At 69.7% G+C, this 22,201-nt stretch carries 18 protein-coding genes and 6 pseudogenes; 14 read left to right on the top strand and 10 right to left on the bottom strand.

The annotated features are described in order from the left end of the window. Positions 1-467: 467 nt before the first annotated feature. Positions 468-830 (top strand): annotated as a pseudogene (locus OOK07_RS39750) (galactose oxidase early set domain-containing protein); the annotation flags it as partial. Between the two features lie 414 nt (positions 831-1,244). On the opposite strand, the gene OOK07_RS39755 reads toward OOK07_RS39750, so the two are convergent. From OOK07_RS39755 to OOK07_RS39775, 5 genes are all read right to left on the bottom strand, one after another. Beyond that, positions 1,245-2,045, bottom strand: coding sequence for a hypothetical protein (locus OOK07_RS39755; RefSeq protein ID WP_266801457.1), 801 nt, complete (start codon positions 2,043-2,045; stop codon positions 1,245-1,247). Continuing rightward, the gene (locus OOK07_RS39760) at positions 2,032-2,691 is read right to left on the bottom strand and encodes an ABC transporter ATP-binding protein (protein WP_266801458.1); all 660 of its coding nucleotides are present in this window, start codon (positions 2,689-2,691) and stop codon (positions 2,032-2,034) included. Before OOK07_RS39760 ends, OOK07_RS39755 begins: the two co-directional genes overlap by 14 nt. A gap of 11 nt (positions 2,692-2,702) precedes the next feature. Next, on the bottom strand, positions 2,703-3,347 hold the full coding sequence (locus OOK07_RS39765; RefSeq protein WP_266801459.1) for a TetR/AcrR family transcriptional regulator: 645 nt from the start codon (positions 3,345-3,347) through the stop codon (positions 2,703-2,705). A gap of 73 nt (positions 3,348-3,420) precedes the next feature. Further along, positions 3,421-3,966 carry a hypothetical protein gene (locus tag OOK07_RS39770; protein WP_266801460.1) on the bottom strand — a complete coding sequence of 182 codons (546 nt, stop codon included), beginning with the start codon at positions 3,964-3,966 and terminating at the stop codon, positions 3,421-3,423. A 297-nt stretch (positions 3,967-4,263) separates the two neighbouring features. After that, complete coding sequence (locus tag OOK07_RS39775; RefSeq protein ID WP_266801461.1) at positions 4,264-4,770, bottom strand: nitroreductase family deazaflavin-dependent oxidoreductase; 507 nt, start codon at positions 4,768-4,770, stop codon at positions 4,264-4,266. 115 nt (positions 4,771-4,885) lie between these two features. Here OOK07_RS39775 and OOK07_RS39780 point away from each other — a divergent pair. Together OOK07_RS39780 and OOK07_RS39785 are read left to right on the top strand one after the other, a co-directional pair. After that, positions 4,886-5,413 (top strand): annotated as a pseudogene (locus OOK07_RS39780) (PP2C family protein-serine/threonine phosphatase); the annotation flags it as partial. 45 nt (positions 5,414-5,458) lie between these two features. Beyond that, positions 5,459-5,630: pseudogene (locus tag OOK07_RS39785) on the top strand (pirin family protein); the annotation flags it as partial. 255 nt (positions 5,631-5,885) lie between these two features. Here the strand turns inward: OOK07_RS39785 and OOK07_RS39790 are convergent. Then, the gene (locus tag OOK07_RS39790) at positions 5,886-6,170 is read right to left on the bottom strand and encodes an SHOCT domain-containing protein (RefSeq protein ID WP_266801462.1); all 285 of its coding nucleotides are present in this window, start codon (positions 6,168-6,170) and stop codon (positions 5,886-5,888) included. A 242-nt stretch (positions 6,171-6,412) separates the two neighbouring features. Between OOK07_RS39790 and OOK07_RS39795 the strand changes: the two genes are divergently transcribed. Beyond that, positions 6,413-6,838, top strand: a complete 426-nt coding sequence (locus OOK07_RS39795; protein ID WP_266801463.1) for a DUF7144 family membrane protein — start codon at positions 6,413-6,415, stop codon at positions 6,836-6,838. Positions 6,839-6,855: 17 nt separating this feature from the next. Here the strand turns inward: OOK07_RS39795 and OOK07_RS39800 are convergent, their stop codons facing one another. Together OOK07_RS39800 and OOK07_RS39805 are read right to left on the bottom strand one after the other, a co-directional pair. Then, positions 6,856-7,017, bottom strand: a complete 162-nt coding sequence (locus OOK07_RS39800; protein ID WP_266796903.1) for a hypothetical protein — start codon at positions 7,015-7,017, stop codon at positions 6,856-6,858. Then, a complete protein-coding gene (locus OOK07_RS39805) occupies positions 7,014-8,246 on the bottom strand; it encodes an IS701 family transposase (protein ID WP_266796902.1) in 1,233 nt (410 codons plus the stop codon). Before OOK07_RS39805 ends, OOK07_RS39800 begins: the two co-directional genes overlap by 4 nt. A 246-nt stretch (positions 8,247-8,492) precedes the next feature. Here OOK07_RS39805 and OOK07_RS39810 point away from each other — a divergent pair, with 246 nt between their 5' ends. Further along, positions 8,493-8,819, top strand: coding sequence for a cytochrome ubiquinol oxidase subunit I (locus tag OOK07_RS39810; protein WP_266801464.1), 327 nt, complete (start codon positions 8,493-8,495; stop codon positions 8,817-8,819). Continuing rightward, positions 8,816-9,562 (top strand): annotated as a pseudogene (locus OOK07_RS39815) (cytochrome d ubiquinol oxidase subunit II). The gene OOK07_RS39810 and the pseudogene OOK07_RS39815 overlap by 4 nt, the downstream one beginning before the upstream one ends. Before the next feature lie 196 nt (positions 9,563-9,758). Here OOK07_RS39815 and OOK07_RS39820 read toward each other — a convergent pair. Then, positions 9,759-10,214 carry a DUF6325 family protein gene (locus OOK07_RS39820; protein WP_266801465.1) on the bottom strand — a complete coding sequence of 152 codons (456 nt, stop codon included), beginning with the start codon at positions 10,212-10,214 and terminating at the stop codon, positions 9,759-9,761. 153 nt (positions 10,215-10,367) lie between these two features. On the opposite strand from OOK07_RS39820, the gene OOK07_RS39825 reads away from it, so the two are divergent. The 6 genes and pseudogenes from OOK07_RS39825 to OOK07_RS39850 all read left to right on the top strand — a co-directional run. After that, positions 10,368-11,720, top strand: coding sequence for a hypothetical protein (locus tag OOK07_RS39825; protein ID WP_266801466.1), 1,353 nt, complete (start codon positions 10,368-10,370; stop codon positions 11,718-11,720). Between the two features lie 175 nt (positions 11,721-11,895). Continuing rightward, a complete protein-coding gene (locus OOK07_RS39830; protein ID WP_266801467.1) occupies positions 11,896-12,828 on the top strand; it encodes a cyclase family protein in 933 nt (310 codons plus the stop codon). Between the two features lie 163 nt (positions 12,829-12,991). Continuing rightward, the gene (locus OOK07_RS39835; RefSeq protein ID WP_266801468.1) at positions 12,992-13,885 is read left to right on the top strand and encodes a YhjD/YihY/BrkB family envelope integrity protein; all 894 of its coding nucleotides are present in this window, start codon (positions 12,992-12,994) and stop codon (positions 13,883-13,885) included. 102 nt (positions 13,886-13,987) lie between these two features. Beyond that, a complete protein-coding gene (locus OOK07_RS39840; RefSeq protein WP_266801469.1) occupies positions 13,988-15,574 on the top strand; it encodes a GMC oxidoreductase in 1,587 nt (528 codons plus the stop codon). Beyond that, the gene (locus OOK07_RS39845) at positions 15,571-16,989 is read left to right on the top strand and encodes a DUF2252 domain-containing protein (RefSeq protein WP_266801470.1); all 1,419 of its coding nucleotides are present in this window, start codon (positions 15,571-15,573) and stop codon (positions 16,987-16,989) included. The genes OOK07_RS39840 and OOK07_RS39845 overlap by 4 nt, the downstream gene beginning before the upstream one ends. Before the next feature lie 40 nt (positions 16,990-17,029). Then, positions 17,030-18,203, top strand: a pseudogene (locus OOK07_RS39850) (glycoside hydrolase family 15 protein); the annotation flags it as partial. Here OOK07_RS39850 and OOK07_RS39855 read toward each other — a convergent pair. Beyond that, a pseudogene (locus OOK07_RS39855) lies at positions 18,179-18,475 on the bottom strand (chloride channel protein); the annotation flags it as partial. The pseudogenes OOK07_RS39850 and OOK07_RS39855 overlap by 25 nt on opposite strands. A 520-nt stretch (positions 18,476-18,995) precedes the next feature. On the opposite strand from OOK07_RS39855, the gene sulP reads away from it, so the two are divergent. Together sulP and OOK07_RS39865 are read left to right on the top strand one after the other, a co-directional pair. Beyond that, positions 18,996-20,708: a SulP family inorganic anion transporter gene (gene sulP, locus OOK07_RS39860; protein ID WP_266801471.1), complete on the top strand. Its 1,713-nt coding sequence runs from the start codon at positions 18,996-18,998 to the stop codon at positions 20,706-20,708. 216 nt (positions 20,709-20,924) lie between these two features. Then, positions 20,925-22,139 (top strand): 4-hydroxybenzoate 3-monooxygenase, encoded by a 1,215-nt coding sequence (locus tag OOK07_RS39865; RefSeq protein WP_266801472.1) that lies wholly within the window; start codon positions 20,925-20,927, stop codon positions 22,137-22,139. Positions 22,140-22,201 lie beyond the last annotated feature (62 nt).

Consider the following 22,201-nt stretch of genomic DNA (forward strand, 5'->3'; position numbering starts at 1 on the left):
GTCCCTCACCTCCTCCCGGCGAAGGGCTGTGGTGTCGTGGAATCCGTGGCTGCCGGCATGCGCAAGAGCGTCCGACAACCCACGGGACCGTGCCTGGCGTGCCGGTCATATGGTGCCGGGTGTGGAATCGACCTGGGTCATCCGTGCGCGATGCCGCGGCCGAAGCCACGACTGGATCCGGGCCGTCGACAGGACGAGCGCCCGGTCCGTCTACCGTGCGGTCGTGGGCCGAACCGCCGAACGAGGGGACGGGAAACCGGGCCGTAGCCGCCTCCCGGACGCCCTTCCCGCCGGAGGAGAAGGCAGGCGGCGAGGACACGGCAGCGGTTGACGTCCGGCCTCGTGAGGCGCTGGTGTACGGGGACATGCGGGTCGGCGCGCCGGTGCTCTTGGTCACCGCCTCCCCTGGCCGGCGTCGGCGGTGCTGCGGTCCGGACCGCTTCGGCTCCCGTTGGGCCAGCGTGCTGGCCAAGACCCGGCCCGGGGTGTTCGAGCAGCGCCTGGAGATCTACACCCCGCCGTACCTGCGACTCGCGGCCCACACTGACCGGCGGCCCGAAAACCGTCAGCCTGGGCGGAACGGCAACCTTCTCCACCAAATACGCGTCGGTCATCAAGACGGCGCGACTGATCCGCCCAGCTCCACCACGCACGTCACCGACGTCGAACAGCGCTCCATCGCCCTCGCCTTCAAGAAGACGAAGGACGGCAAGGGCATCCAGGTCACCGTCCCGAAGAACCGCGACCTGGTCCCGGCCGGCTGGTACATGCTGTTCGTCACCGACGACCAGGGAACACCGTCCAAGGCGCTGTGGGTGCGCGTGCCCTAGCCGGTCGTGCCGAGGGCCTGTTTGAGCGGGCCAAGGGCATCCCCACCCACGGCAACCAGCGCTCGGAGTGGGAAGCGGGCTGCCACTGTAGCGGGGCGGATCCGGGGGGGCGACCGGGCGGCGGTCGCCGGTGATCCAGGCGGCGGGCTCGTGGATGAGGACCTGGGTGGGGGCGCGCGCCGAGTCCATGACAGCTTCGGCGTGGGCGTCCTCGGTGCCCATGAGAGCGTCGATGAGCCGTTTGCCGAGTCGCTGCTGTTGTGCCGGGTCGAGGGCGCGTGCGGGGACGAAGACTTCGATGACAATCATGGTTTCATGCTTGTCACGCGGGCCGTGGTAGTCGTCGTACGGCAGAAGCGGATCGGGTTACTCCGAGGGGAGCGGCCGGCTGCTGCGGCGGGAGTTCTACCCTTCTCAGCCACCGGTGCGCGTGCGGTTGCGGGTCCTGATCCGGAAGATCACCAGCCCGATCGCGGTGAAGGCGGCCGCCCAGGCCAGACCGAGTGCGAGGTGGCTCCACAGTGCGGTGTGGCCGAAGGAGCCGCCGACGGCGAACTGCATCGGCCCGAAGGAGGGAAACCATTCCAGGACGGGCTTGTTGGCCAGGGGGTTGCCCAGTGGATTCTGCAGGAAGGTGTCCATCAGTCCGCCCATGATGATCAGGAAGAAGCCCTCCAGGTCGTGCTTGACCAGGACGCCGAGGAGCAGGCCGAGGGCACCGTAGGTGAGCGCGATGGCGGTGAAGCCGGCGAGCACGGCGAACCAGCCGCCGGGACCCGGTTGCCAGAAGGGCAGCATCGCGAGCGCGGTGTACAGGGCGATCGCCCCCGCGACCAGGGCGACGGCAAGGGACTTGGCGCCGATGAGCGTGGACTGCCGGTATCCGGCGAAGACCAGGCGCCGGTCGAAGACGAGGGCCTTGCGGACGGCGTCGAAGACGACGAACCCGGCGATCATCGTGACCGAGTTGAGTCCGGCCGAGATCAGCGTCAGGTGGCTGCCGTCCACGTGCAGGACGTCACCGGTGGCGTACAGCTTGAAGTCCAGTGGTGTGTGTCCGGCCAGGGCGTCCATGATCAGGTACCAGACGGGGACGAAGAGGACCAGGAGCAGTGCGGCGAGCCGGTTGCGGGTCTGGTCGCGTACGCAGAACCGCAGAGCGGTGGGGAACTGCCGGTACAACGGCCTGAGTTGGAGTGCGTCAGGCGCCGACATGGTGGTCCTCCCGGGAGATCGCGCGCGGGGTGAGGCGTCCGTCGGTGAGGTCGGCCAGCACGTCGAAGCGATCCTGTTCGAAGACGAGGTGGGTGATGATCACGATGGCTTTGCCGCGGGTGCGCAGGTCGTCGACCAGGTCCCAGAACCTCAAGTAGGTGTCCCAGTCGAAGCCCTGGTAGGGCTCGTCGAGAAGGAGGACGTCCGGATCGTGCAGGAGGGCGAGGGTGAGGTTGAGCTTCTGCCTGGTGCCGCCGGACAGTTCGCCGGCGAGGGATGCCAGGTACTGCTCGTAGCCGAGGAGTTCGACGAGTTCTCCGCCGCGGTCCAGGTCGGGCAGGCGGTGGGCGGCGGCGAAGTAGTGCAGGTTTTGTTCGACGGTGAGGCTCGCGTTGAGGACGGGGTCCTGCGGGCAGTAGCCGAGGGTGCCGGACAAGGTGACCTCGCCGCGGTCAACAGGAAGGGTGCCGGCCAGGATCTTCAGCAGGGTCGACTTGCCGGCGCCGTTCTCGCCCACGACGGCGACGAGTTGCCCGGGGGCGACGGTGAGGTCGGCGCCGCGCAGGACGGGGTGCTTGCCGTAGGACTTGTGGATGTCCTGGGCCTGAAGTACGGGTGTGGGTTCGGGTGTTGAGCCGAGCGCCATGCGCAGCCTCCCTAGGGTGCGTCTCCTGGTGGTTCCGGTGGTTCCGCGTTCAGTCCGCCCGCGTAGATGCTGAGCGTCTCCCGGGCCCAGCGCGTCATCCCGTCCGTCGACAGTGGGTCCGTGCCGAGGACTTCGGTGAGACGGTCGCGCAGCAGGAACAGGGCCAGGTCGTTCGCGAGGAGCAGGGCGGCGCGCACCGCCGGGTCCCGCCCGGAGGAGGCCAGTCCGGCTGCCGCCAGCCCGTCCAACGCGGCCCTGCTCAGGTCGTACAACCGCCGGAACAGCAGCCGTGCGGCCTCCGTCTTGGACAGCAGGAGTCGGCGCAGGTAGCTGGGCAGCGGTGAGTCATCGGGGAGATGCCGCGCGAACATTTCGCTCAGTGAGCTCGCCCCGGCCCCGGGGTCGAGCAGCTCGGCGCGGCCCTCACCGGTCAGCTCGCCGAGCATGGCCTCGAAGACGTCCAGGACGTACTGGTCGACCTCCTGGCGCAGGCCCTCCTTCGACCCGAAGTGGTGCACGACCAGCCCCGGCGAGACGCCGGCGGCAGCGGCGATCTGCCGCATTGTGACCGCCTCCGGCCCGCTTGCGGCGAACAGGCGCAGGGTCTCGTCACGGATGACCGCGCGGGTGGTCCGGTCGTCGCGGATTGAACGCATGTACAGAATACTAAACGAGCGTTCAAGCGCTGTCCAGAGGTGGACGCCGGGCACCTTCCGCCTTCGGCACACATCACCCGGTTCGGGCCCTCGGCGGGAGCGTGCCGGAGGAGGTCGGCGCGGACGGTGATTCGCTCTCCGTGGGCACGCCGTCCGGTAGTACCTCTTCGGACTGCTGTGAGGTGGCACCTGTGGGCGTGCCGCCGGGGGCACCCGAACGGCTGGACGCATAGGACAGGGCCCCGACGGCCACGAGCAGCACGGCGACCGTTGCGAGGATGCGGCCCGCCCGTCGCAACCGGGCCGGGCCGGCCATGTCCCGCCATGCCGGGCCGGGCAGCGGATCGTCCGGCTGCCACGCCTCGCCCACCGCATCGAATGATGCCGGTGGGGGTTCGACGGACGCGTTTCCTCGCTGCTCCTGCCGCATGCTGTGTGATTCCGCCGGATCGGGACGGCTCCCCACTGCTCGTTCCCGTGCGGAGAGTTCCCTGGGCGCGGAGGCCCGGATGGCCTGTTCGGTGTCGCCGAGAAACCTCCGCCATACGGCGTCCGGGATGGACGGAACACCGCCCCCCTCGTCCGGTGATCCGCCCTGGCCTGGGTCTTCAGCGGCCACGGTCCCTGTCCTCCTCGGCATTCGCCGACCGCGTCCATTCTGCGGACCGCGGCGGACTGCACGGATCGGCGGAGACGAAGTGGAACGCGCGCGTCTCCGAGAACCGAGCGGTGGGAGACCTGTCGGCGGCCGGCGCGTCGCCCCCACTCCCGATAGCGTGCCGATCACTCCTGGGCGCTGGGCGACACCGACCGCCGACTCGGCCCCACGAGTGCAAGTTTTGCACAGTGCAAAATCTGATCGCCAGGGCTTTGGGGCGGTCTTGGTCTGGAGTTGAACCCGCGCAGTGCCGGAGCTTCACTGCAGCCGGTTTCCCGAGCCGGCGTCCAGGCGCACGAAGGGAAGGGCCCTGCCGGCCTCCCGGAACCCGCCGACGGTGCCGTCCGGCAGAAGCCCCATGAACCTGCACAGGCGGCGAGCGGTGCGCGGGTGCCGTCGGGCGTAGCGGGCCATGATCTCGGCGCCGTCGTCCTGGGTGAGGAAGTGGGCCGTGACGGCGTGGCGGCGGTTGCCCACCTCGATGAGAGTCTTCGGCTCGGCGCGCAGATTGCGGTACCAGGCAGCCTTCGGACCGAAGCCGGACGCGATGATCCAGCTGCCGTCGGCCGGCTCGTGCTCCACCACCTCAAGAACCACGCGGCGGTCGAGTCCGGTGACGCGGCCGGTGTGATGCAGCAGGAGCAGCCGGCCGCCGAAGATCCATCCCAGCCCGCTGCGGAAGAGGAGTACCGGCAGGCGTGCGGCGAAACGCCGCCAGCCGACGGGGAGTCGGGGCCGGTCCGGTGCGGTCTGTCTGTGGGGCATCTTCGCCTTCCGACGTCGGACATGTCGGCTCTCGGCCTCTATTGGGTAAAGGGCTGGACCGAGAGTCCCTTCCTCACGGGAACCTTTGCATAGTCTAAATGCGGTGAGGGGTGCGGCCGCCGTGGTGCTCGGGGCCTTTCCGGGAGGCGGCGCACGATGAGCCCGACCTGGTGGGGCTGGGGGAGCGGCTGGAGCGCAGCGTGGCCCGGGAGCTGGAGGGGGAGAAGTTCGTCACCGCCGTGCTTGCCGAGATCGGTTCGGATCACGCGGTCGTGTTCCTCAACTACGGTCATCCTGCCCCCATGGTCGTACGCCGGCACGGCGGCGTCGACTTCCCGCAACCGGCCGCGTTCGCTCTTCCCCTGGGGCTGGGGGCCCACGGCGCCGATGGCCCGAAGCCCTATCGGGTGGACTTCGACCCCGGCGAGTGCTGCTGTACACCGACGGAGTCACCGAGGCGAGGGACGCGGACGGCTCCTTCTACCCTCTCGGCGACCGGGCGGACCTGCTCAAGGAGCCCGACGCCGGTCGCGCTTTGGAGGCGCTGCGCGAGGATCTGGTTTGCCACGTCGCAGGGCCGCTCCATGACGATGCCGCGATGCTGCTGCGGTACCACGGTCATGGGGAAGGAAAATCTGTCTGACCGCCCGGGGCTTCGAGGCGCCGTTGACCTGCAAAAACGCGTGGAGAACCAGCTATGTTCTGGAACTGGATCGGACGGTCCCAGGAAGAGATCGAGCAGGCGCGCCAGGACTGGATGGAGGGCTCCCGGTTCGGGAGGTGAAGGGGTATGGCGGTGCTCCTCTGCGGGCCCCGAGCTGCGGGGGGCGGCTCTGAATCCGCGAGGAAGGGTTCGTTGACCTGCAGGGATGCCCACTTTTCGGTGTTTGCTCGGCGGGCGGTGGGCGGTGGGCGGCGGGCGGGGCAGCGTGCCGCTTTTGATCGTTCGCTGTAAATCGGCTGGGACGGTTGCCGGCCGGGGTCGGGATAACTGGCGATTCCGCGGATTCTGACCTGGCGTGTGGTCGAGTCGGCTCGCCGGTGCGCAACGGCGGTTCTTCGTATGCTGCGGACAAGGCGGCTGCTCCGTCTCGGACATCCGCACCGGGCGCTGCTCAGGAGTTGAGGATCCTGCGCTTCTGCTCCTCGAATTCGGCCTCGGAGAGGACATTCTGGTTCTTCAGCTCGCCGAGTTGCTTCAGCTGATCGATCTTGCTGGTCATGTCTTCGACCGGTGTGGTCGGCGGTGGCGCGGCGGAGGGCGCCGGCTCCGGCGGCGCCTGTTGATACTCCTGCTGGGCCCATCGCCCCTGCTGGCGGCGCGACACGCGGTTCGACACGGCGGTCGCCGTTCCGGCCACTACGGCTGTGCGGGCAACCCCGCGGAGGAGACCTGGCACGGCGATTTCCTTTCGTGTACTGAGATATGAGAAACAAACAAACGCTTTCCCGGCCGGGGCGCAATTCTCGGCGCACCGGACCCTTCTATTGGAACACCATGTGAATTCCGTCGCACATCGACCTCGGCGCAGGCAGCGCACCTGTCGATGTTCTGCCGATCGATGATTCTCGTGGCAAGCTGAAAAATGGGCCACTGGCCGGTTGCAGGTCGGTGGCGCGGCCTACGCTGGAGGACCCGAAAATGACTACAGCGGGAATGCACCAACACCGATCCGGCGGCACGGGGGTGTGGGCGTCCGGTTGGACTGCCTTCGCCGGAGTCATGATGATCTTCGGCGGGGCGATGGCGATATTCGAAGGAATCGCCGCGATCGCCGACGACGACGTCTTCGTCACGACTCGCAACTACACCTACAACTTCGATCTGACGAGTTGGGGCTGGATCCATCTCGTCCTCGGCGTCCTCGTCCTGGCCGCGGGCTTCGCCCTGTTCGGTGGAGCGGTCTGGGCGCGCGTGATCGGAATCGCACTCGCGGGCCTGTCGATGATCGCCAATTTCATGTGGCTGCCGTACTACCCCGTGTGGGCCATCGTGCTGATCGCCGTGGACGCCTTCGTCATCTGGGCGCTCTGCTTCGGAATGAGCCGGGAGGCCCGCACCGACTAGTACTACAGCCGGTGGTTTCACGGTGAGTGTGCGCGTGCGGCTCGGGTGCGGTAGTGGCTGGTTCGGGCTCGGGTCTGGTGGCGGGTGCGCCAGCGGTGCCAGTGCATGGCGAGCCAGGTCCGGGCGGTGCGTGCGGGGGCGAGGACGATCCGGTCGTACAGGCGGCGGATCTCGTTCACGGTCGGGGGTCGGGTGTCGTCGGTGGGGCGGGTATGAGCCGGCTCCGGACGGTGACCAGGAAAGCCATGGCGAGCATGCACACGGTGGTGTGCCGGTACCACGAGCACCATTTGCGGACCTCGTGTTCGTCCAGGCCCACCTGTCCCTTCGCGACCTGGAACGACTCCTCCACCATCCAGCGTTGTCCGGCGGCGACCACCAGCTCGGCCACGGTGGCGCCGGGGTGGGTGTGGCACAGGAAGTAGGCGATCTCCCGGACGAGTGCGCCGGTCTTCCTGTCCTTCTTGTTGGGCACGGTCGAGCGGCGGATCAGCAGGTGACGCTCCAGCCCGGTGGAAACGGAGGCGAGTTGGACGGCGGCCCAGTCGTACTCGCGAGGGCCCTTGGCGCCGTCCGCGCACGAGCGGCGCTCGAAGGCATCCTCGGGTACCAGCGCCCACAGCTCGCGGGCCTGCCGGGTGCGGCCGTCGGGCAGGGGCAGCACCTCGTCCTTCGGGATGGCGAGCACGTAGCGGACCTGGTGTTCCTCCAGCCAGGCGCGCAGTGCACGGCACTGCCCGTAGGCCTCGTCGGCCAGGAAGTAGGTGAACGGCACCGAGGCGGCCAGTGCCCGCTCCAGCATCCGCCGGGCCAGCTCCGGCTTGGTGGCCACCGCGCTCGCGCGTTCGGGCGGGACGCCCTGCTCGGCGCAGCGGCGTTCGTGCTCCGCGGTGGCGCCGGCCCAGTGCTTGCCGAGGTAGAGCTCGGCGTCGATCAGAGTGCGACCCCGGCGAGATCCGTAGGACAGGTGCACGCTGACCTGGGCGTTCTCGATTCTGCCCGCAGTTCCGGTGTATTGACGCTGGACACCGGCGGTCTTGGTGCCCTTCTTGATGTCGCCGGTCTCGTCCGCGATCAGCACCGCGTCGTCGGCGGCCAGGGCGGCGACCGCGTGGGCGCGGACCCGGTCGCGCAGTTCGTCCGCATCCCATGCGGCCTTGGCCAGGAAGCCCTGCAACCGGTCCGGGCTGGGGTGGCCGGCAGCCTCCGCGAGCTGCCACAGGTTCTTGCGCGGCACCTCGCTCAGCAGCCCGCGCACCATCGCCCGCAGATTCTCCCGGGAAGCCGGACGCGCAAACACATCGTCCACCGAAGCGCACAATGCCTCCAACTCCCCCTCAAGCTCCCGCACTTGGCCCTCGGTCAGCTCGTCCGTCCGCACCACGCCCAGCGGCAGTCTCAATCCCACGAACGGAGCAACGAGCCAACCACCGTCACGTCACGTGAACCACCGGCTGTAGTACTAGGACTGGTCCCAGCGAGTGGGACTGGTCCCAGCGAGTGGGACAGGTTCCAGCGAGTGGGACAGGCCCCACCTGTCACGCCGTCCCCGGCGACCCGGGGTACGGGCATTGGGCCGTTCGAGCCGGGCCGCCACCCCAGCGGGCTGACAAAAGGCGAGCTGCCGGGCAGCACTGATCCAACAGTGTTTTCGTTGGAATGCGGCTGGATCACGACCGAGGTGGGCCGGCAGCCCTGGATCGTGTACCAGAACATGCGGGTCTCGGAGGCGGTCACGGACACCCGTGCCGCGTCCCTCTGGGCGATGTTCGGCGTCGTCGTGCTGGTGCATGTACTCGTCCTCGGCGCGTTCCTCGGCGTCCTCGTGAAGATGAGCCGCCGGTGGCGGCTGGCCGACGAGGGCGCGCTCGCGGGAGCCGAAGCCGAGGATCTGGAGGGCGACACCCCCTACGGACCACGCCCGTTGGCCACGACCGGCGGCCGGGAAAGGGACCCGGGCAGCGACAGGGGAGACGAATGATCGAGGACGTCGTCGCCTGGGTGCTGCTGGCCGCGGTGGCCGCGTAGGCCTGTGCCGGCGGCACCGACTACGGTGCCGGGTTCTGGGACCTCGTGGCGGGCGGCGCCGCACGCGGCAGACGTCCCAGGTGGCTCATCGACCACGCCATGGAACCCGTCTGGGAGACCAACAACGTCTGGCTCATCTTCGTCCTGGTCATCATGTGGACCGGCTTTCCGATCCTGTTCCAGACCGTCTTCTCGGCCATGTGGCTCCCACTGGCGCTCGCGGCCGTCGGACTCGTCCTGCGCGGCGCCGGGTTCGCCCTGCGCAAGCCCACCCGGAGTCTCGCCCGGCGCAGGGTCTACGGCGCCGTCTTCGCCGTCGCCTCACTCCTGACGCCGTTCTTCCTCGGAGCGGCCGTCGGGGGTCTTGCCACGGGCCGGGTGGCTCCCGGCACGAAGGCGTCCGCCGACGCGTGGTCCAACGGGACGTCCATCCTCGCAGGGCTGCTGACCATCGCCGCGACCGCGTTCCTGGGAGCGGTGTTCCTCACCGCCGACCGGGACACCGCATGGGAGCGGGTGTCCCGGCGCCCCGGTCACATCATGCCCGCCGGGCTGGTCGACTCGCAGTTCGCGACGCTGGAGCCGCTGGAGCCGGACGAGCCGGGCATGACCCTGGACGCCACCGCCGATCTTCCGGCGCGTCTCACCCGGGTACGCGCCGCCGTCGCGCGCTTCGGCGGGCCTACGGGCGGCTGAGGGTTCAGGTGCTCAGGAGCACGGCGACGCCTCCCGGCCCGGGCGTCGGGCCCCCGCCAGGGGGGACGGGAACGAGCCGGCCGTCATCCCGTACCAGGAACAGCATGCGGTGTCCGGTCGGCAGGGGGCCGTCGACGCGATGCGCCACGAGGACACGTCACCGAGCGCTGCCCGGTGACCCGCAGTGGCGGAGTTTCTACGTCGTGGGCGGCCGGCCGGGTTCCGTGGCGTCCAGCGCAGCCACCACGGCCGGCACCGGGATCCGCCCTGAGGCGACCAGCTGTGCACCGCCGCGTCGCAGCGCGGTGGCGAAGGGCGCTGCCCAGAGGTTCTCGTAGATCAGGATTCCGGCGGAGCTGCCGGGCTCGAGGGCGCGGGCCGCCTCCTCGATGTCGTCCTGGCCCAGCAGGCCGGAGGACGCGCCCTCGAAGACGGCCAGGTCCAGAGCCCCGTCGCCGGTGAGGTCGGCGATCTCGAGGCCGACGACCGACCCGTCCTCCTCTTTCCCCACAAACATCAGATCGAGGATCCGGATGAGGCCGCGGTCCACCAGATCGACCAGCAGGGGAAAGCCCTCACCGGTCATTCGATTACCGGGAAACTCGACGACCACGTAGTCGATCGGGCCCATCTCGACGAATTCATCGCTCACGGCTTCACCCCAGGGTGGTCATGGCATCGGGTTGTCCCCCTGGCCCCGGCTTCCATTGCAACATTCGACAGGAGCCGTCGCACTTCGGTGCGGCATTCACCCGCAGGGCAGCTCCCGGTCGCCGGATCCGATCCGAATGGTTCTCCTGGTTCCATGACTGATAGCGCGCCCGACCCGGACTCCGCAGGCCCGTACGGCGACGAGCAGCTCTCGGCGCGCGAACGCCACGAGTTGGACGAGCTTCGGCATCGCGTGAGCGCACTTGAGGGCGGCGGGCCCGCCGGGGCCCCGCGGCACCACTGGCTCCGGTCGACGGGATCGTTCCTGCTGATCCTCCTCGCCTCGCTGCTGTCCCTGCTCGCCGTCGTCTCGGTCTGGGCGAACAGCATCGTGCGGGACACCGACCGCTACGTCGCCACCGTGGGACCTCTGGCGAGCAACCCGGACGTGCAGAAGGCGATCACCAAGCGCGTGACCAACGCGGTCCTGGCACAGGTCGATGTGGACGGACTGGTCAAGGAGCTGCAACAGGCGGCGCAGCAGAAAGGTGTCCCGCCGAAGGCGGCCAAGCTGATCGACAACCTGGACGGCCCGATCGAGAGCGGACTGAAGAGCCTGGTCAGCGGCGCCGTGGAGCGGGTGGTCTCCAGCGATGCCTTCGACAAGGTCTGGGTGAACGCGAACCGCAGGGCCCACAACGCCGTGAACAAGGCCCTCACGGGCGAGTCGGATGGTGCGGTGTCCGTCAAGAACGGTCAGGTCGCCATCGACGTGGGACCGATCGTGGCCCAGGTCAAGGACCAACTGGTCAGCGCCGGATTCCAGCCGGCCGCTCGGATCCCGACCGTTCACACGCAGTTCGTGGTCTTCGAGTCCAAGGACATCGGCAAGATCAAGTGGTATCTGAGGGTGCTGGAGATCATCGGCAGCTGGCTCCCCGTCATCGCCGTACTGATCGCTGCCGCGGGTGTCTATCTGGCTGTCCACCGGCGCAGGGCCCTGATCGGGGCGGCGCTGGGGGTGTTCGCCGCCATGCTGCTGCTCGGCATCACTCTCAGCCTCCTCCGGACGGTCTATCTCAACCATCTGGCCGCCGGGGCGTCCGAGGCCGCTGCCGGCGCGGTGTACGACTCGCTGGTCAAGTTCCTGCGCGCCGGCGTACGGGCGGTCGGCGCGCTCGCTCTCGTGACGGCCATCGGCGCCTTCCTCACCGGTCCGTCCCGGATCGCCGTCTTCACCCGGACGGGCTGTGGCAAGGGCATCGGCGCACTGCGTGACGTCGCCGTGTCGGCGGGCCTCCGGCTGGGCGCGGTAGGCCGGTTCGTGCACCGCTACAAGCAGTGGATCGGCGGGGTGATCCTCGCGATCGCCGCGATCGTGCTGTTCACCTGGAACTACCCGACCATCGCAGTCGTGGTGTGGACGGTGGTGATCGTGCTGGGCGGCTTCGCGATCCGCGAGTTCCTCGACACCGGCGACGACGGTGCCGCTCCTCTTCCGGACTGAGGGATCGCCCTTGGCTGTACTTCGCGCAGGGCCCGGGCGGCTTCGAGGGTTCGCCCGCCGTTGCCGGTGACGGGCTGCAACGTCTTCTACCGAGGCGCCCATCCACCAACGCGGCGGTCCCCCGGGCCCGGCAGCCCGGTGTGCCGGAATCCGGCGCCTGCCGGAGGGTGGAGGTATGCGAACGCCCGACGAGCTGAGCGAGGCCGACTTCCGGTCGCTCTACCGGCACCTGCGCGGCACGGCCCCCGGCGCCGCCACTCGCCGTGGTGCCCTGGACACGATCACCGGCGAACAGGTGCTGGCGGCCGTTCGCGAGGTGCGGTCGGGACGTACGGTGTCGCTCGCGGCTCCGGTGAACACCCGTCCCGGACCTGACGACGCCGATCCGGCCGAGCACCGGCTCACCGCTCCGGCCGGCGCCGAACCGGCAGCGGAGGGCCTGGAGTTCGCGCGGGACCGGTTCGCCATGAACGTCCACGGTGACGTGGACAGTCACCTCGACGCGCTGTGTCACGTCATCTACGACGGCACCCTGCACGGCGGTGTGCCGGCGGCGGGCGTCCTGTCGCCGGACGGAGTGAGCACGCTCTCGGTCGAGCTGGTCCGCGACGGCATCGTCGGACGCGGGGTCCTCCTCGACGTTCCCCGTTTGCACGGCGTCTGCTGGCTGGAGCCCGGATCGAACGTCGGGGCCGAGGACCTCGCCGCAGCCGAGGCACGGCAGGGAGTCCGGGTCGGCCGGGGCGACATCCTCCTCGTCCGGGTCGGACACCGCCGACGCCGTGAGGAGCTCGGCCCCTGGCACGTGGCTGACGCCCGTGCCGGACTCCATCCGACCGCCATGGAGTTCCTGGCCGAGCGGGAGGTGGCCGTACTCGGCAGTGACGGCAACAGCGACACGGCCCCCAGCCTGGTGGCGGGGGTCTCGTTCCCGGTGCATGTGCTCGCCATCCACGCGATGGGACTGCATCTGCTCGACTACCTGCGGTTCGAGGACCTCGCGCAGATCTGCGCCAGGGAGGCCCGATGGTCGTTCCTCTGTGTCGTCGCGCCCCTCCGGCTGCCGTCGGCCACCGGTTCGCCGGTCAACCCCCTCGCGATCCTGTGACGGTCGAAGCAGCCGAGTGATCGTCCACCTCGCCCCGGCGGTCTCCTCACCCGTACGGCACAACGGTTCTCGCGCCCCGGGCACGGTCGGCCGCCGCGGACGGCACTCTGGTGAGGCGGTCACGCTCGCGGGCGTGGCGCCCGGATGCGACCTCGGGAGCAGCATGCGCGCAGGCAGAGAATCCGGCTCGCCCACGGACGGCGCGAGGAGCCGCCGGCGCGGGCGGGCGGCTGATCTGCGGGCCTGGCTGCTGCGGCTGCGCGGCACCGCGGAGGAGCGGTTCCCGGTGATCACCCGCCTCACCTCCCACCTGATCGCGGTGAACCTGCTGGACTCCGCTACGCGGCTGGCGGCCCAGGCGTTCCTGACGGCCGTACCGCTGCTCTTCCTGGTCGCCGCCTTCGCCCCGCAAGGGGTGCGCAACCAGATCATCACGTCGGTGCACGAAGTCCTCGGCATCAGCGGCTCCGCCGACCAGCAGCTGAAGCAGGTCTACGAGGCCGACCCCGGCACTCTGCAGCAGAGCACCGGGTTGGTGAGCGCGCTGATGGTGCTGCTCTCGGCCACCGCATGCAGCCGCGCGATGCAGCGGCTGTGCCAACGGGCCTGGCGGATGCCCAGTGCGGGCGCCCGGGTCGCCGCCTGGAGGTGGCCTGTGTGGATCGCGGTCTGGCTTGTCGTCGTCGTTCTGCAGGGACCGCTGAGGGACGGTTTCGGGGTGGGGATGTGGCTGGGACTGCCGCTGCTGCTGACGGTCGAGGTGGGCGTGTGGTGGTGGACCCAGCACCTGCTGCTGGCCGCGCGCGTCCCCTGGATGCCCCTGCTGCCAGGAGCGGTCCTGACCGGGGTCGCGTTGACCTCACTGACCGTGATCGCGAAGCTGTACGTGCCCGCCGCCCTCAACCGCAGCCTGGACCGGTACGGGTCGCTGGGTGCGGTCTTCACCGTGTTGTCGTGGCTGATCGGACTCTGCGTCGTGGTGGCCCTCTGCATCACCGCCGGTGCCGTCATCGCCCGGGAACCAGCCGTGTCCCACCGTCTCGGATCACCCGATTAGCCGAACTCGCCGGGAATGCCGCCCAGGGATACGTTGGTACTCGGATCTGGAGTTTCTCTTCACCCGGCGGGATCGGAGCATTCTCCGAGGACGGTGGCCGGCATGACCGACGAGCGGCACTACGACGTCATCATCATCGGCACCGGTGCGGGCGGTGGCACCATCGCCCACCGACTGGCCCCCACCGGAAAACGGATCCTCCTTCTCGAACGCGGCGACTATCTGCCCCGCGAACGCGACAACTGGGAATCGGCCGCCGTCTTCGTCAGGGGGAAATACCGCGCTCCCGAGTTCTGGTACGACAAACACGGAAACCAGTTCCCACCCGAGGTCAACTACTACGTGGGCGGCAACACCAAGTTCTACGGCGCCGCACTCTTCCGGATGCGCCCCGAGGACTTCGGTGAACTCCGTCACCACGACGGCATCTCCCCGGCCTGGCCGCTGACTTACGAGGAACTCGAGCCGTACTACACGCAGGCCGAACACCTCTACCTCGTCCACGGCCTGCACGGCGAAGACCCGACCGAGGGCCCCACCAGCGCCCAGTACGCCCACCCACCGGTCCAGCACGAGCCGCGTATCGAGCAGCTCAGCCACGATCTGGAGAAACAGGGGCTGCACCCCTTCCATCTCCCGATCGGGGTGAACCTCACCCAGGACGACCGGGGCCGGGCCACCCATGCCAGCGCCTGCATCCGCTGCGACCGCGTCGACGGCTTCCCGTGTCTGCTCGGCGCCAAGTCCGACGCACAGGTCATCTGCGTCGAACCCGCTCTCGAACACGCCAACGTCGAGATGGTCACCCATGCGGACGTGCGGCGCCTCGACACGGACGCGGCCGGCCGCAGTGTCACCTCGATCGTGGCGACCGTGGGGGACGGAGACACCACCACCGTGGAGTTCACGGCCGACATCGTGGTCGTCGCCTGTGGCGCGGTCAACTCGGCCGTCCTGCTGCTGCGTTCGGCCAACGACCGGCATCCGCAGGGCCTGGCCAACAGCTCGGACGTGGTGGGCCGGCACTACATGCGCCACAACAACCTGGCCCTGATGGCCGTGTCCAGGGAACCCAACGACACCAGGTTCCAGAAGACCCTGGCGCTGCACGACTGGTATCTGGGATCCGACGACTGGGACTTCCCCCTCGGCGGCATCCAGATGCTGGGCAAGTCCGACTCCGAGCAGATCCACGGCGAGGCGCCCCGTTGGGCCGGTGCCGTCGCCCCCGACATGCCCTTCGAGGTGCTCGCCCACCACGCGGTCGACTTCTGGCTGTGCGCAGAGGATCTGCCCGACGCCGACAACCGCATCACCCTGGACCGGGACGGCGGCATCCACCTGGCCCTCGACGAGAAGAACAACATCGCCGGGCTGAAGCGCCTGCGGCACAAACTGCAAAGCATGCTCGGCCACTTGGGCATGCACGAACACCATCTGCTGTCGCACAGCATCTACCTGCACAAGGGCATGCCCATCGGCGCCACCGCGCATCAGGCGGGCACGGTCCGCTTCGGGCGCGACCCCGAAAGCTCCGCGCTCGACGTCAACTGCAAGGCCCACGACCTCGACAACCTCTACGTCGTCGACACGAGCTTCTTCCCCAGCATTGGTGCGGTCAACCCCTCGTTGACCGCCATCGCCAACGCACTGCGCGTCGGCGACCACATCTCGGAGCGACTGCAATGACCTCGAACCACACCGACAACAGCGACATCCGCCACCGCACACCTCAGGAGCGAGCCGAACGCGGCAAGGCCGCCCGGTCGTCCGTGCCCCGGTCCAGCCACGCCGAGTTCGCTCCCACCGTGAAGCGGCCCGACCCGGTGGACATCATCGAGGCGCAGTCGGCGACGCGGGTCCCCGAACTCGTCCCGATCCGCTACGGCCGGATGACCGAGTCGCCGTTCCGCTTCTACCGGGGGGCCGCCGCCATCATGGCCGGCGATCTCGACGACACCCCCCGCTCCGGGATCAGGGCGCAGTTGTGCGGGGACGCGCACCTGCTGAACTTCCGGCTGCTGGCCTCGCCCGAGCGACGCATGATGTTCGACATCAACGACTTCGACGAGACGCTGCCCGGCCCCTGGGAGTGGGACCTCAAGCGGCTGTCCGCGAGCTTCGTCATCGCGGGCCGGGCGAACGGCTTCACCGGCAAGGAACGGGCCGGCATCGTCCGGGCGACGGTGCGCTCCTACCGCGAGTGGATGCGGCGCTTCGCCAAGATGGGCAACCTCGCCGTGTGGTACGCCCAGTTCGACGAAGCGTGGGTGCGGGAACACTTCGGCGGGGAGCTGAGCGCACGGGGCCGCGACCGGTGGGCGCAGGCGGTGACCAAGGCACGCAGCCGGGACAGTCTCCAGGCCTTCGGCAAGCTCACCCACATCGTCGACGGGCAGGCCCGCATCGCCGCGGTTCCGCCGCTGATAACGCCGCTGCAGGACCTGCTCAAGGGCGTCGAACGCAACGCGCTGGAGAAGGAGATCCACCGGCTGATCGAACGGTACGGCCGCTCCGTGCAATCGGATCGACGGTCCCTGCTGGAGCAGTACCGGGTGACCGACGTGGCCCGCAAGGTGGTCGGGGTCGGCAGTGTGGGCACCCGCTGCTGGATCGTGCTCCTGCTCGGCCGGGACGACAGGGATCCCCTTCTCCTGCAAGCCAAGGAGGCCGACCAGTCGGTGCTGGCGCCCTTCGCCGGCGCCAGCGCCTATGCGACACAGGGCGAGCGCGTGGTGTCCGGCCAGCGGCTCATGCAGGCCACCAGCGACATCTTCCTCGGCTGGGAGCGGGTCGACGGGATCGACGGTCGCCGACGCGACTTCTACGTACGGCAGTTGAGGGACTGGAAGGGCATCGCCGAACCCGAGGCGATGGTGCCGGCCGGAATGCGAACCTTCGGTGAGCTGTGCGGCGCCACGCTGGCCCGCGCACACGCGCGGTCCGGCGACCGGATCGCCATCGCCGCGTATCTCGGCGGGGGCGACTCCTTCGACCGGGCGCTGGCGACCTTCGCCGAGCGCTACGCCGACCAGAACGAGAAGGACCACCAGGCACTCGTCGACGCCGTCCGTACGGGCCGGTTGACGGCTGAAGCAGCCTGACGAAGGGACCGACCGGCAAGGGGGAGCAGCAAGGACCCTGATGGATCGCTATCCGCCCATAGCCGGCCATGGCCTCGTCGGGGGATCTGCAGACCGCTGCCCTGGTGTCGTCCCAGGGTGTGATCGACTGGTTCGCGGCACCGCGCTTCGACTCGCCCAGCGTCTTCGCCGCCCTGCTCGACCACGACGGCGGCGGCTACTTCCTCCGCGCGCCCGAGCATCCCGAGGGCACCTGGAAGCAGCTCTACTACCCGGACACCGCCGTCGTGGTGACCCGCTTCATGTCACCCGACGGAGTCGGTGAGATCGTCGATCACATGCCGGTGCTGCCAGGCCCGACGGCAACCGACAGGCACCAACTGGTGCGCGTCGTACGCGCGGTGCGCGGCACCGTACGCTTCAGCCTCGAATGCCGGCCGCGATTCGACTACGCGCGGGCCACCCACGAACTCGAACTGACTGCCGACGCGGCGACGTTCCGGGCTCCGGGTACGACCGCCTACCTCCAGGGCAGCATTCCGTTCGAACGGGACGGGCAGGACGTCCGGGGCAGCATCACCCTCAGCGACGGAGACTCGGCGGCCGTGGTGTTCACGGTGTGCGCGCAGGGCGGCGCGGCGCCACCGCCACCCACCACCGAACAGATCACCGACGAACTCTGGAAGAACGTCGACTTCTGGCAGAAGTGGGTGCGCACCTCGAACTACCACGGCCGCTGGATGGAGATGGTCCACCGCTCGGCGATCACCCTCAAGCTCCTCACCTACGCCCCCAGCGGCGCGCCGGTAGCCGCCGCCACCATGGGGCTGCCCGAGCAGGTCGGCGGCGAGCGCAACTGGGACTACCGCTACACCTGGGTCCGGGACGGCTCCCTCTCGGTGCGGGCTTTGCTCGACCTCGGCTTCGTGGAGGAGGCGAGCCGCTTCACCCACTGGCTCGGCGACCGCCTGGCCGCACGCGAAGGACCGGACGACGAACCGCTCCAGATCATGTACCGGGTCGACGGCGACCCCCGTCTGACCGAGGAGATACTGGACCACTTCGAGGGCTACCGCGGCTCCTACCCGGTCCGGGCCGGCAACGCCGCCTCCGACCAACTGCAGCTCGACATCTACGGCGAGGCCCTCTACGCCCTGGCCGAGGGCCGCGAGGTCGGCGAACAGGCGGGCTACCACGGGTGGAAGGGCCTGACCCGCACCCTCGACTGGCTCGCTCCGGTCCAGTGACCGAAGCCGGTGAAGACGATGGCGCCGACTCCGCTGGAGAGCAGCGCGGGAAGCATCACCGCGAACAACTGCGGGCCGCCCACTCCGGCCACTTCCATCAGCAGCACGGCTGCCACCAGCGGACTGCCGAAGATCGTGGCGATGGCCGCCGCGGCGCCGGCCGCACCGAGCAGCGCCGTGCTCGCCTCGGTCGCGGGAGCGCGTACGAGATCGCGGAACACCAGCGCCAGACCACCGCCGAGCGCGATCAGTGGCGCCTCGGTGGCCTCGGTTCGGTGAGAGCCATCTTTCCTGGCCCCGCGATCTGCAGACGTACGTGCCTGACCACGCGGCTGGTCTCTGAGCAGCCGGTCACCGCGGTCGCACCGGTTCGGGCACGAGGGCGACCGGGCAGTCGGGGTGGTCAGCACCCCATGGGCCACCCGGCGGGAGAGCCGCCGAGGCCGACCATGACGATGACGGCGCGGGGCATGGTCTCAACCTCCTGGATCGGGACCCCTTGGCTGGCGAGCCGCCGTCGGCCCACGGCCCGGAAGAACCCCTTGGCCGGCGAGCCTCCGGCGATCCGGCCCCCGCCGGACGGTGTGGCGTATCCGAAGCGGGTCCGGTCGAGTGAGGCGCACAGGAACAGTTCGCGCGGAAGGCAGGCCGGGCTGAACGGCCCTGTGTCCCAAGGACCCTTGGGGTGCCCACTCGGCCTCGGTCACCCGGAACCCCGCCCCCCTGTCGCAGCCGTGTGCCCGCCAGTGGATCCTGAGATCACAAGGAGAAGGGTGGCTCATGTCCCAGGGCGAAGGCAGACGTGTCCCGTGGTGGCGCAAGTCGTTGCCCGGTGCCGTCGCCCTGCTCGGCTACCGACGCGCATGGCTGAGAGGCGACCTGCTGGCCGGTCTCACCGTGGCCGCGTACCTGGTGCCACAGGTCATGGCCTACGCGGGCGTGGCCGGGCTCCCGCCGGTAGCCGGACTGTGGGCGATCCTGCCCGCGCTCGCCGTGTACGCACTGTTCGGGTCCTCACGCCTGCTCTCGGTGGGGCCCGAATCCACCACCGCGCTCATGACGGCCACGGTCGTCGGCCCGCTCGCGGGCGGTGACCCGGGGCACTACGCGTCGCTTGCGGCAGCCCTCGCGGTTACGGTCGGACTGCTGTGTCTGGTGGCACGGGCGGTGCGGCTGGGCTTCCTCGCGGACCTGCTCTCCCGCCCGGTGCTGATCGGCTACCTTGCGGGCGTGGCGCTGATCATGATGGTGGACCAGCTGCCCAAGCTCACCGGCGTACGGACGACGGGCTCGGAGTTCTTCCCCCAACTGTGGTCCTTCATCACGCACTTGCCCGACATCCACGCGGCCACCGTCATCGTGTCCGCGGCGATCCTGACATTCGTCCTCACGGCGTGGAGGTACGTTCCTGCCGTCCCCGGGCCCCTGCTCGCCGTCATCCTCGGCACGCTCGCCGTGGTGTCCTTCGACCTCGACGGCCGGTACGGCATCAAGGTGATCGGCGAGGTGCCGGCGGGGCTGCCGGGCCTCGCGTTGCCGGACCTCGGTGAGCTGCCACATCTCGTGCTCCCGGCCCTCGGCGTGCTCATCGTCGCGTACACCGACTTCATTCTCACCGCACGGGCGTTCACCGGCCACGACGGCGAAGGCCCCGGCCTGGACGCCAACCAGGAGTTCCTGGCGCTGGGCGCGGCCAACCTCGGCGCGGGCGTCCTGCACGGGTTCCCGGTCAGCAGCAGCGCCAGCCGCACCGCGCTGGCCGCCTCGTCGGGCGCCCGCAGCCAGGCGTACTCCCTGATCGCGGGTGCGGTGGTGCTGGCCGTGCTGCTGTTCCTCAGCCCCCTGCTCGCCCGAACGCCCTCCGCCGTCCTCGGCGCACTGGTCGTGTACGCGGCCGTGCGGATGATCGACCTGGCGGGCTTTCGCCGCCTGGCCTCCTTCCGACGCCGCGAACTCCTGCTCGCCCTCGGCTGCCTGGCCGGCGTACTCGCCCTGGACATCCTGTACGGCGTGATCGTCGCCGTCGGCCTGTCGGTGGCCGAACTGCTGACGCGGGTGGCCCGCCCCCACGACGCCGTCGAGGGCCTGGTCCCCGGCCTGGCCGGCATGCACGACGTGGACGACTACCCGCAGGCCGACACGATCCCCGGCCTGCTGGTGTACCGCTACGACTCCCCGCTCTTCTTCGCCAACGCGGAGAACTTCCGCCTCCGCGCCCTGGCCGCAGTCGACGAACAGACCGACCCCGTGCGCTGGTTCGTCCTCAACACCGAGGCCAACGTGGAGGTCGACATCACCGCCCTCGACGCCGTCGACGAACTGCGCCGCGAACTCACCCACCGCGGCATCGTGTTCGCCCTTGCCCGCGTCAAACAGGACCTTCTGCACGACCTCGGGGCGTACGGCCTCGCGGAGTCCGTCGGACCGAACCTGATCTTCCCGACCCTGCCGACCGCCGTCGCCGCCTATCGGACATGGCGCGGCGACCACTAGACCGAGGTTGAGGTTGGCGTGGAGGAGGCGTCGAAGGCGCGGGCCGGGTAAGCCGGAGGCGTCGAGCGCGGGCCGGAGCCGCGGCTCGCCGGCCGTGACGGTCACTTCGCGGCCGGCGAGGGTGATGCCCGATGGCCATGCCCCGCGGGCGGTCCCTTGCGGTGATCGGATCGGGCAGCGGGTCTGCTCGGCCAGGCTGGCGCTGGAGGTGGTCAAGTGGCAGGAGCAGCAGGGGTGTTGGGGCAGTCTCCGGAGTTCGCGACCGTCGTGGTGATCGGTGCCGGCCCGGCGGGTCTGACCGTCGCCAACCTGCTGCGGCGCAGCGGTGTCGACTGTGTCGTCCTGGAACGCCGAAGCCGCGAGTACGTGGCGCAGCGCCAGCGTGCCGGCATCGTGGAAACCCGCGCCGTCCGTATGTTCGACCGCTGGGGGCTGGCCGAGCGCGTCCTCGGAGGCCCCCCGCACGACGGCATCCTGGAGTTTCGGGTGGACGGCGAGAGCCACCTGGTGTCCGACAGCGACGGCTCCGAAGGTCCCGCGGCCCGCCTGTGCCCCCAGCAGATCCTGGTCCAGAAGCTCACGGCCACCTACCTCGCCGACGGCGGAGACCTCCGCTTCGAGGCCGCCGATGTCTCCGTGCACGACCTGAACGGCGATCGCCCCACCGTTCGATACCGCACCGCCGACGGCACCCCGCACACCCTCACCTGCGCCTTCGTAGCGGGCTGCGACGGCGACCGGGGCTACAGCCGCACCGTCGTCCCCGAAGGCGTCCTGACCGCGCACGCCTTCGACCACGGCATCGGCTGGCTCACGGTCCTCGCCGACGCCCCGCCCCCGGCCCATCCTCTCCTCGCCGTCAGCTCGCAGGGCTTCGCCGCCCACTTCCCGCGCGGCCCGCACAGCAGCCGTTACTACCTCCAGTGCCCACCCGACGACCACCCCGAGGCCTGGCCGGACACCCGGGTCTGGGACGCTCTGCGCGGCCGGCTCGGCGATTCCGCCCTCGCCGCCGGCCCCATCACCGAGCGCGAGATCTTCCAGCTGCGCAGCCTCGTCCACGACCCCATGCAGTACGGACGGCTGTTCCTCGTCGGCGACGCCGCCCACATCGTCTCCCCGATGGGCGGCAAGGGCATGAACCTCGCCCTGTACGACGCCGATCTCTTCGCCGGGGCCGTCCGGGACTTCCTGCGCGACGGTGACGAGTCAGGGCTGCGCAGCTACTCGCAGCGCTGCCTCCGCCGCGTCTGGAACGACCAGGAATTCTCCCACTGGCTGACCCGGACCGTCCACGACGCCGGCGACGACAGCCGCTGCGGTCCCTTCCACCGCAGCCTGGCCCGAGCGCGCCTCGACCGGCTTTTCACCTCACCGCCCGCAGCCCGCGCCTTCGCGGAACTCGTGACGGGGCTGGACCCGGTCGGCTGAGGCCGTTTCCCGATCGTCTTCCGAACGGGCTCAGTAGGCCGGTGGTCGCATTCCGGCGGGCG

This window comes from Streptomyces sp. NBC_00078 (assembly GCF_026343335.1).
Lineage (GTDB): Bacteria > Actinomycetota > Actinomycetes > Streptomycetales > Streptomycetaceae > Streptomyces.